General features: G+C 34.4%; 13 protein-coding genes and 1 pseudogene. 11 read left to right on the top strand and 3 right to left on the bottom strand.

Annotated features, from left to right (window positions below; all coding sequences use genetic code 11):
• Nucleotides 1–302 precede the first annotated feature (302 nt).
• Nucleotides 303–1,733: an IS4 family transposase gene (locus ACLBWW_RS28220; protein ID WP_098633898.1), complete on the bottom strand. Its 1,431-nt coding sequence runs from the start codon at nt 1,731–1,733 to the stop codon at nt 303–305.
• Nucleotides 1,734–2,096: 363 nt separating this feature from the next.
• On the opposite strand from ACLBWW_RS28220, the gene ACLBWW_RS28225 reads away from it, so the two are divergent.
• Genes ACLBWW_RS28225 through ACLBWW_RS28240 form a run of 4 tightly spaced genes read left to right on the top strand, consistent with a single transcriptional unit; the run spans nt 2,097 to nt 5,421 of the window.
• On the top strand, nt 2,097–2,321 hold the full coding sequence (locus tag ACLBWW_RS28225) for a hypothetical protein (protein ID WP_098633899.1): 225 nt from the start codon (nt 2,097–2,099) through the stop codon (nt 2,319–2,321).
• Between the two features lie 4 nt (nt 2,322–2,325).
• On the top strand, nt 2,326–3,573 hold the full coding sequence (locus tag ACLBWW_RS28230; protein WP_431124054.1) for an efflux RND transporter periplasmic adaptor subunit: 1,248 nt from the start codon (nt 2,326–2,328) through the stop codon (nt 3,571–3,573).
• 5 nt (nt 3,574–3,578) lie between these two features.
• On the top strand, nt 3,579–4,301 hold the full coding sequence (locus ACLBWW_RS28235; protein ID WP_098633918.1) for an ABC transporter ATP-binding protein: 723 nt from the start codon (nt 3,579–3,581) through the stop codon (nt 4,299–4,301).
• Complete coding sequence (locus tag ACLBWW_RS28240) at nt 4,267–5,421, top strand: ABC transporter permease (protein WP_371400337.1); 1,155 nt, start codon at nt 4,267–4,269, stop codon at nt 5,419–5,421. The genes ACLBWW_RS28235 and ACLBWW_RS28240 overlap by 35 nt, the downstream gene beginning before the upstream one ends.
• A 508-nt stretch (nt 5,422–5,929) precedes the next feature.
• On the opposite strand, the gene ACLBWW_RS28245 is transcribed toward ACLBWW_RS28240, so the two are convergent.
• A complete protein-coding gene (locus tag ACLBWW_RS28245) occupies nt 5,930–6,772 on the bottom strand; it encodes a DNA alkylation repair protein (RefSeq protein ID WP_098801930.1) in 843 nt (280 codons plus the stop codon).
• Between the two features lie 295 nt (nt 6,773–7,067).
• On the opposite strand from ACLBWW_RS28245, the pseudogene ACLBWW_RS28250 reads away from it, so the two are divergent.
• Nucleotides 7,068–7,349: pseudogene (locus tag ACLBWW_RS28250) on the top strand (DDE-type integrase/transposase/recombinase); the annotation flags it as partial.
• 509 nt (nt 7,350–7,858) lie between these two features.
• Here ACLBWW_RS28250 and ACLBWW_RS28255 read toward each other — a convergent pair.
• Nucleotides 7,859–8,404 (bottom strand): CGNR zinc finger domain-containing protein, encoded by a 546-nt coding sequence (locus ACLBWW_RS28255; protein WP_064472730.1) that lies wholly within the window; start codon nt 8,402–8,404, stop codon nt 7,859–7,861.
• A 365-nt stretch (nt 8,405–8,769) separates the two neighbouring features.
• Between ACLBWW_RS28255 and ACLBWW_RS28260 the strand changes: the two genes are divergently transcribed.
• From ACLBWW_RS28260 to ACLBWW_RS28285, 6 genes are read left to right on the top strand one after another with little or no spacing between them, the layout of a single operon-like run.
• Entirely contained in the window at nt 8,770–10,155 is a 1,386-nt protein-coding gene (locus ACLBWW_RS28260) for a preATP grasp domain-containing protein (RefSeq protein WP_098633897.1), read from the top strand.
• A 43-nt stretch (nt 10,156–10,198) separates the two neighbouring features.
• Nucleotides 10,199–10,504, top strand: a complete 306-nt coding sequence (locus tag ACLBWW_RS28265; protein ID WP_000224398.1) for a hypothetical protein — start codon at nt 10,199–10,201, stop codon at nt 10,502–10,504.
• Between the two features lie 21 nt (nt 10,505–10,525).
• Nucleotides 10,526–11,884 carry an aspartate aminotransferase family protein gene (locus ACLBWW_RS28270; protein WP_000028358.1) on the top strand — a complete coding sequence of 453 codons (1,359 nt, stop codon included), beginning with the start codon at nt 10,526–10,528 and terminating at the stop codon, nt 11,882–11,884.
• Nucleotides 11,884–13,056 carry an acyl-CoA dehydrogenase family protein gene (locus ACLBWW_RS28275; protein ID WP_000425773.1) on the top strand — a complete coding sequence of 391 codons (1,173 nt, stop codon included), beginning with the start codon at nt 11,884–11,886 and terminating at the stop codon, nt 13,054–13,056. Before ACLBWW_RS28270 ends, ACLBWW_RS28275 begins: the two co-directional genes overlap by 1 nt.
• Complete coding sequence (locus ACLBWW_RS28280) at nt 13,040–13,447, top strand: thioesterase family protein (RefSeq protein WP_001010932.1); 408 nt, start codon at nt 13,040–13,042, stop codon at nt 13,445–13,447. Before ACLBWW_RS28275 ends, ACLBWW_RS28280 begins: the two co-directional genes overlap by 17 nt.
• The gene (locus ACLBWW_RS28285) at nt 13,440–14,642 is read left to right on the top strand and encodes an MDR family MFS transporter (protein WP_064472732.1); all 1,203 of its coding nucleotides are present in this window, start codon (nt 13,440–13,442) and stop codon (nt 14,640–14,642) included. Before ACLBWW_RS28280 ends, ACLBWW_RS28285 begins: the two co-directional genes overlap by 8 nt.
• Nucleotides 14,643–15,347 lie beyond the last annotated feature (705 nt).

Below are 15,347 nucleotides of genomic sequence, written 5' to 3' on the forward strand. Positions count from 1 at the left end.
AGGTGTCGTTTACAATTGTACTATGTCTGATAATCAAGCCGCTTAATTCAAAAAAGTGAAACCCGTTAGGGTTTCTTTCGTATGCAAATCTTTCAATCACCTAAACTTGCCCTTTTGAAAAAGAAACAATCTCGCCTAAAATTGACTTTGCATAAGCTTAGCTTGATAGCGATGGGGTCCCGCCACATGCCCATCAAGCTAACCAAGTAAATTACTAGATATGAAACGATCCTTGTTTCAAAACTAGCAAGTGATAGAAAAGTAGGCATGCTAAAGAAGCCTATTAAAATGCGATTTTTTCGCTAGGCAGCCTGTCTATGCTTCACCGTCGTTTTATACACAACCCCTAGAATATCAAAGACGGTCATCTTCTTATATCTATGACATTTACGACCGTTCTTTTTAAGCAGCTGATAAAGGCGATGCAGAATTTTCAAAAGTTCCTCTGTTCCAACGGCTATCGCTTGAAACAGTAATGGAAAATAATCTTTAATCATATAAATCGCTTTGTATTCACTCAGCTCCTGCTTTTTCTTTTCAAGCAGAAGCTGTCGCATTTGAAACATCGTAGAAGAACAGAGGAGAATGCCGATGAGTTGTCCATATAAATGGCACTCTAGGCGTTCTCTTTTAATATTTTTACATTCATCAATTTCAAAGAATGACTTCCACGTTTTAAACAAAATCTCAATCTGCCAACGAAGTGAATACAATGAATGCACGTAGTTCGTCGGTACTTCTTCTAGCGACGTGTTCGTGATATATACATTCATGCCCATTAAACGTTTACTTTTATCCTTCATGACAATGCCTTTTTTCTTTTCACGTATCGCCTGGTTTTTCAGGCGTGTTTGCGTTTGTTCATCGGTTAAACGATGGATAATGACACGTGCTGGCAGCTTATGATTTTGGCCAATGTATGCCTCGGGGATTTCCATCGTTTCACCAGGGATTAGACTAGACATCATTTGTATCATATCAAGCTGGATGTATTCTGTTTGCTTTTTTAACGTGCCATTGTTGAAGTATTCTGGCTCAGGGTTCTTGATATAAATGCGTGTATTCAGCTTCAAACGCGAGATATAGTAAGCCTCTTTATTATGAATGGTTTGTAAGTCTCCTAAATCGAAGTAACCAAGATCACGTAAACACAAATCGCCCGCCTCTACGGTTTCGAGGCAAATGGTACCGTATGTTTTATCATTATTTTTTCCTGGTCCAAGCTGTACGTTAAGAAATTGACCACTAAGTAAATCATATTCCAATTGGATTTTCACGCCTGCCGTATTACTACTCCCACCTGAACCTTGATAGTCAGTGGCGAAATGATCAGGCAGTTGAAACACCGTCGCATCTAAAATACGGATACGATTGAAAGTAGAGATCATGTGTGCAGAAAGCGAGTGATTTGAACAGAGTTTTTGTGTGAGAAGAGAAGTAAAGACTTCTCGAAGAAATGCGACAGCTGATGGATTAAAGCGTTGATTCAATCCTTCTGAGCTCATCAGTACTCCAGTTGAAGCTTCTAACTGACTGCACAATTGTGTAAGTGATGTGCTAGCGATTTCTTGACTGAGCCATACGCAAAGGGCAATGAGTTCGTTCGCTTGATACTTACTAGATCGCTGTACAAAGCCAACTTGTTTGGCGATATCTTGTAGGACTACTGGAGATAAAAAGTATTGTAGCTCTTGTGCGAAAAGATTCAGTTCATTTGAAATAATAGGATTCATTAAAAACACCATCCTTTCTCATAAACTTCTTATGATAAGCATAGCGATTTTTCATTTTGAGGGTATGATTTTAACTTCGCTTGATGAGCATGTAGGTGTACCCCATTTAGAAAACTTCGTAACAGAACCTATAACTGTAATATACGAAATTAGCAAAGGGTTTCTCTATTTCATTGAGGAAGCCTTTGCTTGTCTAAACTATATAAACTTTTTCAGTGCCATCGTGTAGATAGCTCTTTGTTTTTTTGTTGCAAAAAAGAACATTCGTAAGAGGTTTTACATGTAAGGTTGAAATTTTAAGAAAAACTTAAGGAACGAAAGTCATAATGGGCTTATCAACAAAATATAAGAGGTGGAATAAAAATGGAACAAACTAAACAAAAGTTAATAAAAATTTTACTCATAGTAAATTTGGGGGTAAGTACGTGCGCAGCTATCGGGATAGGCTATATAGCTTACAAACAAAGTAAAAGTCCTGATTTTTCAGAAATGGGCTCAAGAGGGCGCGATAAGATGTTCCCAGGTAATGGTCAATTCCAGCCGGGTCAAGAACAATCGGGGCAAACTCAACAATGGGAAGGAGAATAGAATTTTGAAAAAGTGGATTATCATTTCAACCATTATTGTTGTAATAGGAGGAGTAAGCGCTTGGTTCTTTTTGCATAAAACAGATAAAACGCAAGGTCAAGGTGTTATGGCTGCCTCTCAAAAAACAACAGTACAACAAGGGAAACTGGAGGTAGCAGTTAGTGGCTCGGGTTCGGTTACAGCAAATACAGATCAAGATGTAACAGCGAAAGATACAGTTCTTATTGTGGATAGTATAAGTGTAGTGGCTGGAGATACAGTAAAAAAAGGTGACACACTTGTAACATTTAAAAATGGTGCTGTCGTTACGGCTCCATATGATGGGGAAATTCAATCAGTTAGTGTGAAAAAAGGTGGCAAAGCGTCACAAGGAACAATTCTTCTTCGTATGGAAGATGCAGATGGATATACATCACCTGTAACGAGAGGGAACAATAGTGTAAATTCGGATAAAGCAAGTGGTGGAAGTGGTTTGACAGCCGATAGTGTAAATGTGAAGGAAGGCGATGTTGTAGAGGCAGGCGCAACACTTGTAACCTTTACAGATGGAAGCATTCTGCAAGCTCCAGTAACTGGAACAATTACAAGCCTTTCTGTTGCAAGCGGTGATTCTGTACAGGCTGCGGATCCAATTGCACACATAACAAATTACAACGCTTTGCAAACAACGATTAGTGTTGATGAATTGGATGTACCGAAAGTAAAAGAAGGTCAAGCGGTAAAAATAACAGCAAGTGCATTCGGAGATGAAACATTCAGTGGAAAGGTAATAAGTGTAGCAACAAAAGGAACAGCAGACAAAGGCGTTTCTACATTTGACGTAACTGTACAAATTGAAGATCCGAAAAACATGAAAATTGGGATGTCAACAGAAGCAAGTATCTCAATAGAGAGTAAAGAAAATGCATTGTATGTTCCAGTAGAAGCTGTGCATACAAGCGGAGATGAAAAATATGTACTAGTTCCTACATCTTCAGACAATGCAGCGCAGTCAACGAAAAAGGTGACAGTAGAAACTGGTATTTCAAATGATACGCATGTAGAAATTACAAAAGGGTTAGCAAAAGGAGATACGGTGCAAATACCGAGAGTTCAATCTAAAGGCAATTCTTCTCAAGGACCTATGATGATGCCTGGTGGAAACTCCCAAGGTGGATTTGGTGGCGGCAATTTCCAAGGAAGACCTGGCGGTGAATTTGGAGGAAGATCTAACGGCGGAGCTCCAGCTGGCAGCGGACAAGGAGGACATTAATGATTATGGCAGAGCCGATCATTCAAATAAAGAACATGAAGAAAGTCTATGAACTTGGCGGCGAAACAGTAATGGCTCTAAAAAGTGTTTCTCTTGATATTCAAAAGGGTGATTTTATCTCTATTATAGGACCATCGGGCTCTGGGAAATCAACATTTATGAATATGATTGGATGCTTAGATCGACCGGATTCAGGTGAATACTTACTGGATAATGAAGAAATAGGGAAAATGAAGAGCTCCCAACTTGCGACGATTCGAAATGAAAAAATAGGTTTTATATTTCAAAATTTCAACCTGATAGCGAAGCTTACAGCAGTTGAGAATGTCGAACTCCCACTCATTTACCGAGGCATGAAAGCGGGAGAACGCAGAGAAACGGCATTAGAAGCATTACGAAAAGTAGGGTTGGCAGATAGAGGGAATCATTTGCCTTCTCAATTGTCTGGTGGGCAACAGCAACGTGTCGCAATAGCACGTGCGTTGGCTGGACACCCTCCTATTTTACTAGCAGATGAGCCGACTGGAGCACTTGATAGTAAAACGAGTAAGGAAATATTAGGAATTATGAATTCATTAAATGAGCAAGGGCATACCATTATTCTTATTACGCATGATTTAGATGTTGCAAAGAAAGCAAGCCGCGTCGTTCGGATTCACGATGGACAGCTCTATGAGAATGGAGGTGAATGGTTTGCAAACATTCAAAATGGCACTGAAAAGCATTAGAGCAAATAAAATTAGAGCCTTTTTAACAATGCTTGGGATTATTATCGGTGTATCCTCTGTTATAGTTATGGTTGCGATAGGACAAGGATCAACAAAAGAGGTACAAGATCAAATTGGTAACTTAGGTACAAATGTATTAACGGTATCGATTACGGATTCGGATGCTACATTTAAAGAAAAAGACGCAAAACAAATTCAAGATATCGACGGTATTAAAGATATTGCACCAACAGTATCAGGAAGAGTAACAGTGAAACATGAAAAAACGAATACACAAGTGTCAATGATCGGAACAACGTCTTCTTATTTAGACGTCCGTGATTTAAAACTGCAATCAGGACGCTTTATTGCAGACTTAGATCAAGGGAATCATTCAAAAATTGCAGTACTTGGTGCAAGCACAGCGCAAACATTATTCGGTTTAGGAGACCCGGTCGGTAAATCAGTAAAGGTAAACGGAACATCTTATAAAGTTGTTGGAGTTCTTGAATCAGTGGGAAGTTCATTAGGAACAAGCGGAGATAGTACGATTATTGTCCCTCTTAGCACCGGACAGCGTTTAGCTGCCACTACGAATGTTGGGACAACATATGTAAAGGTAGCAAATGAAGATATGATTAATTTCATATCGAGCCGTATTGAAAGAACGATGAATTCAATCTTAGGTGATACAGATAGTTATAGCGTATCAAGCCCAAAAGATTTAATGGAAACTGCATCATCTGTCAATGATACGATGACATTAATGCTAGGCGGAAGTGCAGCAATCTCTCTTATCGTAGGCGGGATTGGTATCATGAATATTATGCTCGTATCAGTTTCAGAACGTACGAAAGAAATAGGCATTAGAAAAGCAATTGGAGCAAAACGTAAAAACATTCTGCTTCAATTCCTTATCGAAGCAGTTGTATTGAGTTCATTCGGTGGAATAATTGGAATAGGGATTGGGGTAATCAGTGCTCAAATATTTACTCTGGCCACAGGTACAACAATAGCGTATTCGATACCAGTTATGCTGTTATCATTTGTTTTCTCTTTACTAGTTGGAGTGATATTCGGTGTATTCCCAGCGAATAAAGCGTCGAAGCTTGATCCAATTCAAGCATTACGATACGAATAGAACAAAACAAAGCGATCGTATCCTGCGAACACTTTGCTTTGTTACTATGTAAGAAAACAGGGTTCTAGTGCAAAAAGTTTAAAGCTATCGCAAGTAATCTCCTAAACTTGGAGAAACAAAAGGTGCGCTCAATGAGTTCGCCTTTTGTTATCAAATTTGCTTAGCGTATATTTTCGTTAAAATGTGGGCGGTATGCCAGATTTAAAAGACTGAATTCAGTCTTTTTTTGTTTTAGGGGTATTAATTTTTTCTTAGCTTGATGGGCATGGGGTCCCGCCAACATAACGCGAATTTCGTACGCTAAGGAATTTTTTATTTAAAAAACTTGGTTTTTCTGTACGTTAAGAAGGTTCCATAAACGATCGTGTTGTTTTGGAATAAAGTTTAATCCAATTAACATTAATAACACTGATATCAAAGAAAATGAGAAGAACATATTTTAAATAAAGATTGATCAAAACATACTCTTCTCATTTTTATTCAAATTATTCTTTTATAAAAAGATTGATTATTTATGTTCCTTATTTTTCAATATTGTTCTTTTAGCTTTTTTAATAATTCTACTAGTCGATTTCATGTCAGTATCCTTTGTCCATTCTTCACACAGGTTGATCACCCAATCTGGTTTGGTTTTACTTGCATCATTTAACCAATTTCCAACCGAATCTTGAACATATTTTGATGGATCTGACTTAAGTAAATTAAGAATAGGAAGTGCTCTATCAGGTTCTTGTTTTAATATTTCAATATGCTTACTCCATACACCCCGAGGACGAATAGATTCTACAGAGAACCTGCGAATATTCTCATCTTCACTTTTTGCCCAGTCTACTAACAATTCCACACTTTTTTCTATATTTTGTGAAAGTTCTTCTCTAATAGACATCCAAGCAATTTCTCGAACACCAAAATGATGATCTGCTGCAAAAGAGCGAATGTACTTCAATTTATCTTTTAATGTGTTATTTTGTTTTTTATTCATAAACGCTGCCCAACATCGTACACTATCTGAGATGTGATTAGAGAATTTTAATAAGAAGTCTGCTTTTTTCCTTTCATTCTCTTTGAATATAACTTTATCTAATAAAGCTCCTGTCATTCGTATGGCTTTCATTCCAGTTTCAACGTTCTGTTTTTCCAATTCAGCTACCACTAATTCTAAACTATCTTTGAGTCCTATTGAAGGCAAAATATTTTTAAGTAATTCAATATGGTTTATAGCTAGCCATTCTGTTAGATTTACACTTTCTAATTTCCCTTGATTTAGTAATTGTAATACCTCATTAGGGATTTCGCTTGCTTTCTTGGCTCCTTTTCTATTTAAGATAGCGTCTGTTTCTTTCACTACCATTTAATTTCCTCCTCACAATACTGTCTTCAAATAGACATTCAATAAATAGAAGTAGCTTCCCTTCCTCCCCATTCTAATACTACTTTGTTCCCTTAGTTGAATAAGAGAAAAAATACATTGATAATACAAGCTTTTGATTAAACTTTTTTCAAAACGGTACGACATTATTTCAAATCCATAGATCGTTTTCGGTTCTTATTACGAAATCCTTATTATATAAAGGGTTATAGTCTTAGCGTACAAAATCCGTGAAATGTTGGTGTTACCCCAGCTTGATATGATTTTCTAGCAAACTTATCCTATAGCAATTGAACAGTTGAAAAAAGAAAAAAGCATACCTAACGGTATGCGACTTAGACAACAAAAGTACTTGAATAACATAGTAGAACAAGATCATCGTTTTATAAAGAAGCGAATCCGTTCTATGCTAGGTCTTAAATCTTTCGCCACAGCTACATCCATTCTTTCTGGAGTAGAAGCCATGCATATGATTAAAAAAGAACAGATTGCTTTACGGGACCAGTCTGTCCAAAATCAGAAAGAATTCATCCATCAATTGTTTGGACTTGCAGCATAAGATACGATTCCGTTAGGAATATATGCGCTGTATTCTCTTTTATTTTTGCACCAGAACCGATAATGTTTCCACTTAAATAAATTCTCCTTTTCCATACTGATCACACACCTTTTATAGAGTAGTACTATCAGTATTTCCAAGTTTGATAGACCATTTTCATATACTTCAAAGTTTTTGCACCAGAACCAAAATTAAAACCCACACATTTTGATCAATCTTTTTTTCAAAATGTGTGGGTTTCTTCTGTTTATAAAATCAATATTTGCAGCAATAATTTGATCAAACTTTATTTCAAACCAACATTTGATTAATCTTTTTTCAAAATGGACTCGTTTTCTGTATTTAAAAATATGGGTTTATACGAAAAAAATTTACAAAATCAGTCTGTCTAAAATCAGAAGGTGTTCATTTGTTAAGTGTTTGGATTGATAACAAAAGGTAGGGGGAGCATTATGGATGTTTTGTTATTCTTATTCTATGTTATATATCTGCGTAAAAGATATATATCCCTATACATTTGAACTAGCTTTATTCTTTTTTCTATGTCGTTGCACTTTAGCTATAGTACCACATGATCTCCCTTTTGGTTCGGATGCATACATCCCACACCAACGTTTACTCCCATTTCGAGAATTATCATAAAAAACCCACTTGCAATCTGGGCATGCTTTAAGACGTTTCCACTGACTTAAGGAGATGCTCTTAACAATTATAATCAAAACTTCACTAAAAAAGTCATGTTGTTTAACAGCATTATATTGAATATGATCTATATCTAAAATAGATATATTTATAGGGTAACTCGTTAACCACTTGGTTAAATTATCAACATTATTTGTTTCTAATGACATGCGAACATCTTTCCGAAATTGATGCACATCCTCTAGCTTACCAGAAAATTTAATACCACTAAGATTCTTTGATATAAAATTTTTAATATCTTCTTCACAATTTAAATGTTCTAATGGTTTACGTGTATCATTTGGAATCTCCCAAGTATTTAAGAAACTACGGACAATTTCTAGCTCCCCTGGTGCTACTTGATTATTAATCAACCCTGTTCACCTCTTAATTTTTTATATTGACTTTATTATACAATCATTGGTAACATAATGAAAGAAGTTGTTAACCATTAAAATTTAACAAAGGTTAACAAAATTGTATTATAGTTAGACTTTTAAGGTGGTGATGCTATGTGCTATGAGAGTCTTAAGTTAATTAGAAATATTTTAACTAATAGTCAAGATTACCATGATCACTTTATGAAAGTTGTACTACACGTGATAATACATAAATAAAATATTCTAAAAATTTATTAAAATACAATATTTACAAAAGTTTGAATTTAATGTATTATAAATTTATTCATCTGTTTATAAAGATAAATGGTTTTTAATACAACAATACAGGAGGTAACATAATGGAACTAAATATCGCAGAAAATTTAGAAGGAAAAACTTTTTCCCTGAGTAAATACCCAAAACTTATTATTGGTAATGTAGGTGCTGAATCATTAGTAGGTGAACCTGATAAACTATCTGAAAAAGCTGGTTCGATGTGGTCTTCTTTTTCTTACCGCTTAGCTTGGTTGCTAGAAAAAGGTGATATTTTATTACTACCAAAACAAATTTCTAAAGAATTTTTAACTTATATATTATCTATCAAGGGACTACAAAAAGAAGATGTGCATGTCATAGTGCCAGAAAATGTTCATCATAAAGAATTATTAACTTATGAGACTTTAAATAACGATACATTAAAAGCGCAATTAACAACCCTTATGGCAGGAAAAACATGGGACGTAATACCGTATTTCTTTGATAGAGCTGTAGCACAATTAATTAAGGATTTACCAGTTAAAATCAAACCTCATATTTTAGATTATTTTCGTCAAGGTGGATCTGAAGTTTTAAATAGTAAAATTGAATATCGGAGAATTGCGGGTGCTTACAATATTCCTGTTCCAGAAGGACTAAATTGTTATACACCAAGTGAAGTATATCAGGCTATTAAAGAACTTATTGATATAACTGGATCAGTGATTATAAAACAGGACACAAACGCAAGCGGACAGGGTAATATTGTAATTACATATGATCAAAGAACAGAATCCCCTGGTGCCTATAAAACTTTATGTATTGAACAGGAGATTCAGCTAGAAGAGCTATATATGAAAATTTGGGGTGATTTGACTGGTGAATTAAATACAAAGTTGGTAGTGGAAGCTTATTATGAAACAGTTTCTGTATTCTATGCGGAGTTAGAAGTTAAAGAAGGAGTTCTGAGACCTTATCTATTAAACTTCGGAGATATGAGAATGGAACCAGTATGGAATGGATTTGAAATTCCAACAGTTTCTTTAAAACCATATGCTATAGGTGAATTTGTTTCTAATTGTACAAAACTTACTGAAATTGTTATGCAAAGAGGATATATAGGATTAATAAATATTGATGGTATTTTGACTAGCGATGGAAAAGTCATGATTTCTGAGATTAATGGAAGAACAGGTGGATCAACACATGTACATGTAGTTGCTAATCATTTATATGGTGAAAATTATGGAGATAATTATACAATATTAACTCAAAATAAAGTGAATATTGGTAATAATGGATTCGGTGAACTATTAAATGAACTCAAAATCAATAACTTATTAGCTTTAAAAGATCAAGAAGGTGTAGTGCTGTTAAATGATGAAAATCAAAGTAAATCAATTGAGTATATGATTATAGGAGAGACTCGAGAGAGAGCTTATGATTTAGAAAATAATTTTAGAAAGTTCTTAAATCAATTTATAAAGTAAAATAAGGGCTTTATCATCTTGAATTACTGTAGGGGGAATAAATATGGCTACACTTGTTAAAGTGGATCTAGAAAAACAACTAATTAATATTTTGAAAAATGAAAGCGATTGCTTTTGTGTAATTAAATATAGTAGTAATGATTATATTGCTGTTGTAGAAAAAGAAAACGTGAAAATTCATTTAATTGGTTCTATAGAACTGGATAATGTAATCATTCCAATGGTCCAAGTAGAGAAAGGAAAATATCCCCCTTTTAAAGAGCGCGTGTTGGTTTCAAATAAAGATGCAAGTCATGAGTTATTAGCACTAGCAGCATTAGCAGACCTTTATTTAGGGATAAATCGATAATACAGGAGTGAACATTTTCTAATGAGTATATCTAGTATTTCAACGTCATCCGTTTTAAAACCAAATATGCACAAATCATATCCAATTGTAGAATATGGTGAAGGGATTTATATTTATGACCAAAATAATAAAAAATATATGGACGGTTGTTCAGGAGCTATAGTCGCTAATATCGGCCATGGTATTAAAGAAATAGCTGAGATAGGATATAAGCAACTATCTAAAATTGCATTTACTTATAGGACACAGTTCACAAATCAGCCTCTAGAAAATTTAGGGGAAAAAATTACAAATCTATCTCCGAATCTTAGTCATATTTTCTTTTCTAATAGCGGTTCAGAAGCAACAGAAACTGCTTTACGTTTAGCGATACAATATTGGCAAGAGGTAGGGAAACAAGAGAAGAATATAATCCTATCAAGAAAAATTAGTTATCATGGCGTAACATTAGGTGCTCTTTCTATGTCAGGCAGTGATCGAAGAATAAGATTTGAAGAACTTTTAACTTATAATCCAGCTATCCCAACCCCATATTGCTACAGATGTCCATTCTCTAAAGACCCTAAAACTTGTAATTTAGAATGTGCAAGAGCTGTAGAAACTGTAATTAATCAAATTGGCAGTCATAAAATTGCAGGAATTATTATGGAACCTGTTGTAGGGGCTTCAGGTGGGGCTCTTACACCTTCAGATGGTTACTTTGAAATTGTTAGAGAAATTTGCAATAAACATGATATTCTCCTAATTTGTGATGAAGTAATGACCGGTTTGGGAAGAACTGGAGAATGGTTTGGGATTAATAATTGGAATATTGAACCGGACATCATAGCTTTAGGGAAAGGAATGAGCGCAGGTTATACACCAATTTCAGGTGTACTGTTTAATCAAAAAATCTATGATGCAATTAACGAAGGCTCGGGAGTAGCCGTATACGGACATACTTATAGTGGTAATCCAGGATCAGCAGCTATTTCATTAGGTGTTTTGGATTATATAGAATCTAATGATCTTGTAACAAAGGTTAAAAATAAGGAAGAGGTTTTTAATAAGAAATTAAACGAATTAAAAAATAGATTTGAATGTATCGGAGATGTCAGAGGAAAAGGTTTACTGTGGGGAGTAGAATTAGTTTCAAATAGAGAGCAACGCACCACTTTTTCGAGAAATCTTAATATTGCAGATATTATAGTAGATATTGCTCTAGAAAATGGATTATTAATTTACCCGGTAAAGAATATGGTTGATTATTCAGAAGGAGATGCTTTTTTAATTGCTCCTCCATTTACTATATCAGAAGATGAAGTAGATGAATTATTTAATATATTAACAAAATCAATGACGATGTTAGAAAATTATTTAGTAGAAAAGGGGATAAAATAATGGAAATGAATTGGAATGAACAACAATTAAAATATATTGAGGAGTTCAAAAAATTAGGGTACTTAATATCTGAAAAAACTGAAGATAATTATTGGAATCATCAATTCGACTTCGAAAGTTGGAAAAAAGTCTCAGATGCTAATCTGTGGCGTATTCCAGTACCAGTAGAATATGGCGGTTTAGGTCAAAGTTGGTGGGAATTTGCTGCAGCTTTAGAAGGGTTATCTAAGACTGCAAAGGATTTTGGGTTTCTTCTTTCAACAATTGCTCACATTGGGTGTATAAGAGTTTTGTTAAATTATGGATCAGAGGAACAAAAGAAATTATTTTTACCTAAACTAATGAACCATTCTGTGGGTGCAACAGCAATTACTGAACAAACTGGAGGCTCAGATGTGGCCAGAATTAAGACATCTGGAGAAAAGTATGATAACTTCTATCTCTTAAATGGTAGAAAAGCTCATATTACGAATGCACCTGTAGCTGACATTATGGTTATTGTTGGGCGTATTCCTAAACTCGGAGAAAAGGATATTACATTGTTTATTGTTGAAAGAGAATATGAAGGTTTAAGTTTTGAGCCAGCAGAAGACATGTTGGGGAACCATACAAGCCCAACAGGCGACATTATTTTATCGAATGTTAAAGTTGAAGGAAAGAATATCCTTGGAGATAAAGGTGATGGTTTAAATACACTTTATAACATGATTTCATTAGATAGATTATTATATGGATTAATTTCCGCTGGTTACTCAGAGCATATTTTAGAAGAATGTATGAATTATGCAAAAGAACGTACTGCTTTTAAATCACCAATTATTGATAAACAATATATTCAAAGATTACTTGTTGAAATAAAAGTTAATATGGAATCAAGTCGTTGGACTTCGTATGGCGCACTTCAAAAATTAATGAATGATGATCCTGAAGCATCTATGATGTGTTCTCTTGCAAAGTTAGTGGGTAGTGAAGGGTTGTACAAAAATACTGAGAATGCTATTCGATTACATGGACATAAAGGGTATATGAAAGGTGAAATATCCCGCAAATTCTGTGATGCAGTGGGTACTGTAATAGCTGGTGGCACAAGTGACATTCAAAGAATTAATATTTTTCAACAATTAAATAAACTTTCTCAACAGGAGGAAATGGAATATGAACTTTCAAATTGATTCTATAGGTAAGTATGAATATATAGTAAAAGAAAAAGATTTAGCAAGTAACTGGGAGAATGATGTAGATGTATTAGCAACACCAGTTCTACTTTGGTTAGCGGAAGTATCATGCATGGATGCAATTAAGGATCAAATTGAAGAAAACTATATGTCACTAGGGCTTGGACATTATGAAATGAAACATTTAGCTCCATCTTTACTTAATGAAAAAATAACAATTCATTCCAAGTTAATAAAGATGGATAAAAATAAGCTTTTATTTGAAGTAGAAGCATTTGATGAAAGTTCTCAAATATTAAGAGGTTTCCATGAGAGAGCTGTTGTAAAAAAAGAGAAATTCTTACGGAATTTAGAAGAGAAAAGGAAGGCAGTAACAATAAATGATTAATGAAAAAATTCCTGTTCCCATCAAGGTATTACTTACAGCTGTGTTATTTATGAATACAGGAAGTTTTATGATCATGCCTTTTTTAGCGCTATATTTAACAAATGATCTCCACTTCTCTTCTTGGGAAGTGGGAACTATTTTAACTACAATCCTCGTTTCACAGCGTGGGCTACCAATATTTACAGGCTTTATAGGTGATCGTGTAAGCCATACAGTAAATGTAATTGTAGGAGTAATGGTAAGAGCATTAGGATTTGGAGCGTTTGTTTTTGCTAACAGTTTCTGGTCTGTGACCATTGCAGCGTTTTTAATTGGCTTTGGAGGAGCATTATTTGATCCTTCTGTTACTGCTTTTTTTACATCGCAAAAAGAAACAGTTCGAAAAAAAATATTTACTTATTTTAACCAAATGCTTAACGCAGGAGTGATTATAGGTCCGTTAGTTGGAGCGTTATTGGTTAAGTTTAATCCAGTATACCCATTTACTATTGCGGGTATTGCTATGTTAGTTTTATCTTTTATTCTTTTTATCTATCGTAGTAAATATCCTAGAACTATTAAGGACAATCAAAAAGTATTATCTAGTTTGAAAGCCGTTGTTTCAAATAAATTGTTTGTAGGATTTATATGTATAATGCCTTTATTTTGGATTATGTTTGCTCAATTAAATATCTCATTTCCAATTAAAGCATATGATTTATCTGGAGACAAACAATTAGTAAGTTCCATTTTCATAATAAACGGGGTTTCAGGATTACTCTTAATGTTTTTTTTAAGAAAATTATTTATTAACCAAGATCCTATGATTTTGGTGAAACTGGGTGTCTTGATTATGGGAGTAGCAATAGGGATGATTCCTCTTGTTCCATCTATCTATTGGATGCTGTTTTGTGTTTTTCTTTATACGTTAGGAGAAACACTGACACTGCCAGGAGCTGAAATGACAGTGGCACAATTTAGTGCCAACAAACCTGCAGGTTTGTTTTTTGGAATGTTTCAAGCCTGTTGGGCTTTGGGAGGTTCCTTAGGAAACTATCTTGGAGCTTGGTTAAATAAATTCAACCATGTTTCTTGGTCTTGGTTAATATATTTAGCGATAGGGGTTGTGGCTTCAATTTTATTTAATATGATACATCGAAGTATGAATAAAAGGTCTGAATTTGAAGAAAGACGAAATATTAGTTCATCAACTTGATTTATCGTAGAAAATCATCCATGTCTATTAATAGGTTTATTTGGGGTCCCGCCACATCGCCATCAAGCTAAGGTTTTAAAGTACCCTCTAAATGAAAATTCTCTTTCTCTACAGTTAATTATTTTGAGAAGTCAGCTCATTTTTTTGTTTTGGGGGTATTTACATTTCTTAAGTTGATGGGCATATGGTGCTACCCCATAGCTATCAAGTTAATATTTTAAATTACCCCCATAACGAAAATTTTATATCACTACAACAGTCATTTATGAGAAGTTAGGCTATTTTATTTATTGCTATGCTGTTTTCTTGTGACACATAGTACAATTATAGACAACATCTAAAATATTAAAGACTTTCTTTTTCTCATAACAGTGGCACTTTCGCCCGTTTTTCTGTAGGAGGATAAACAGGCGAAGCAGGATCACTTGAGTTGGAAGCTTTTGATACAATCCGATATAAGCTTCGTAAATTTCGTGGGTTTGTCTTGGTTGTAGCTGGAATGAATTTGGCAATTGTTACAGAAAAAAGAACTGACATTCTTACAAATCTGGAAAATTGATAATGGCTGTTTATGAAACTTTCAATATTTATAATTAAAGTTGGTGTTACTTCTTTATTGCATTAGATAGCAATGTAATTTATAATACGTTTAAATGATTAAATTCTTAAACGGAAGGTAATGTTAGCGAAATGAACTGTAATGAT

Source organism: Bacillus sp. M5A3_1b (assembly GCF_053345335.1).

Excerpts from the sequence above, each read along its gene's own strand:
- ACLBWW_RS28220 (WP_098633898.1), bottom strand. The coding sequence starts at position 1,733 with ATGAATCCTATTATTTCAAATGAACTGAATCTTTTCGCACAAGAGCTA.
- ACLBWW_RS28225 (WP_098633899.1), top strand. The coding sequence starts at position 2,097 with ATGGAACAAACTAAACAAAAGTTAATAAAAATTTTACTCATAGTAAAT.
- ACLBWW_RS28235 (WP_098633918.1), top strand. The coding sequence starts at position 3,579 with ATGGCAGAGCCGATCATTCAAATAAAGAACATGAAGAAAGTCTATGAA.
- ACLBWW_RS28245 (WP_098801930.1), bottom strand. The coding sequence starts at position 6,772 with ATGGTAGTGAAAGAAACAGACGCTATCTTAAATAGAAAAGGAGCCAAG.
- ACLBWW_RS28260 (WP_098633897.1), top strand. The coding sequence starts at position 8,770 with ATGGAACTAAATATCGCAGAAAATTTAGAAGGAAAAACTTTTTCCCTG.
- ACLBWW_RS28265 (WP_000224398.1), top strand. The coding sequence starts at position 10,199 with ATGGCTACACTTGTTAAAGTGGATCTAGAAAAACAACTAATTAATATT.
- ACLBWW_RS28270 (WP_000028358.1), top strand. The coding sequence starts at position 10,526 with ATGAGTATATCTAGTATTTCAACGTCATCCGTTTTAAAACCAAATATG.
- ACLBWW_RS28275 (WP_000425773.1), top strand. The coding sequence starts at position 11,884 with ATGGAAATGAATTGGAATGAACAACAATTAAAATATATTGAGGAGTTC.
- ACLBWW_RS28280 (WP_001010932.1), top strand. The coding sequence starts at position 13,040 with ATGAACTTTCAAATTGATTCTATAGGTAAGTATGAATATATAGTAAAA.
- ACLBWW_RS28285 (WP_064472732.1), top strand. The coding sequence starts at position 13,440 with ATGATTAATGAAAAAATTCCTGTTCCCATCAAGGTATTACTTACAGCT.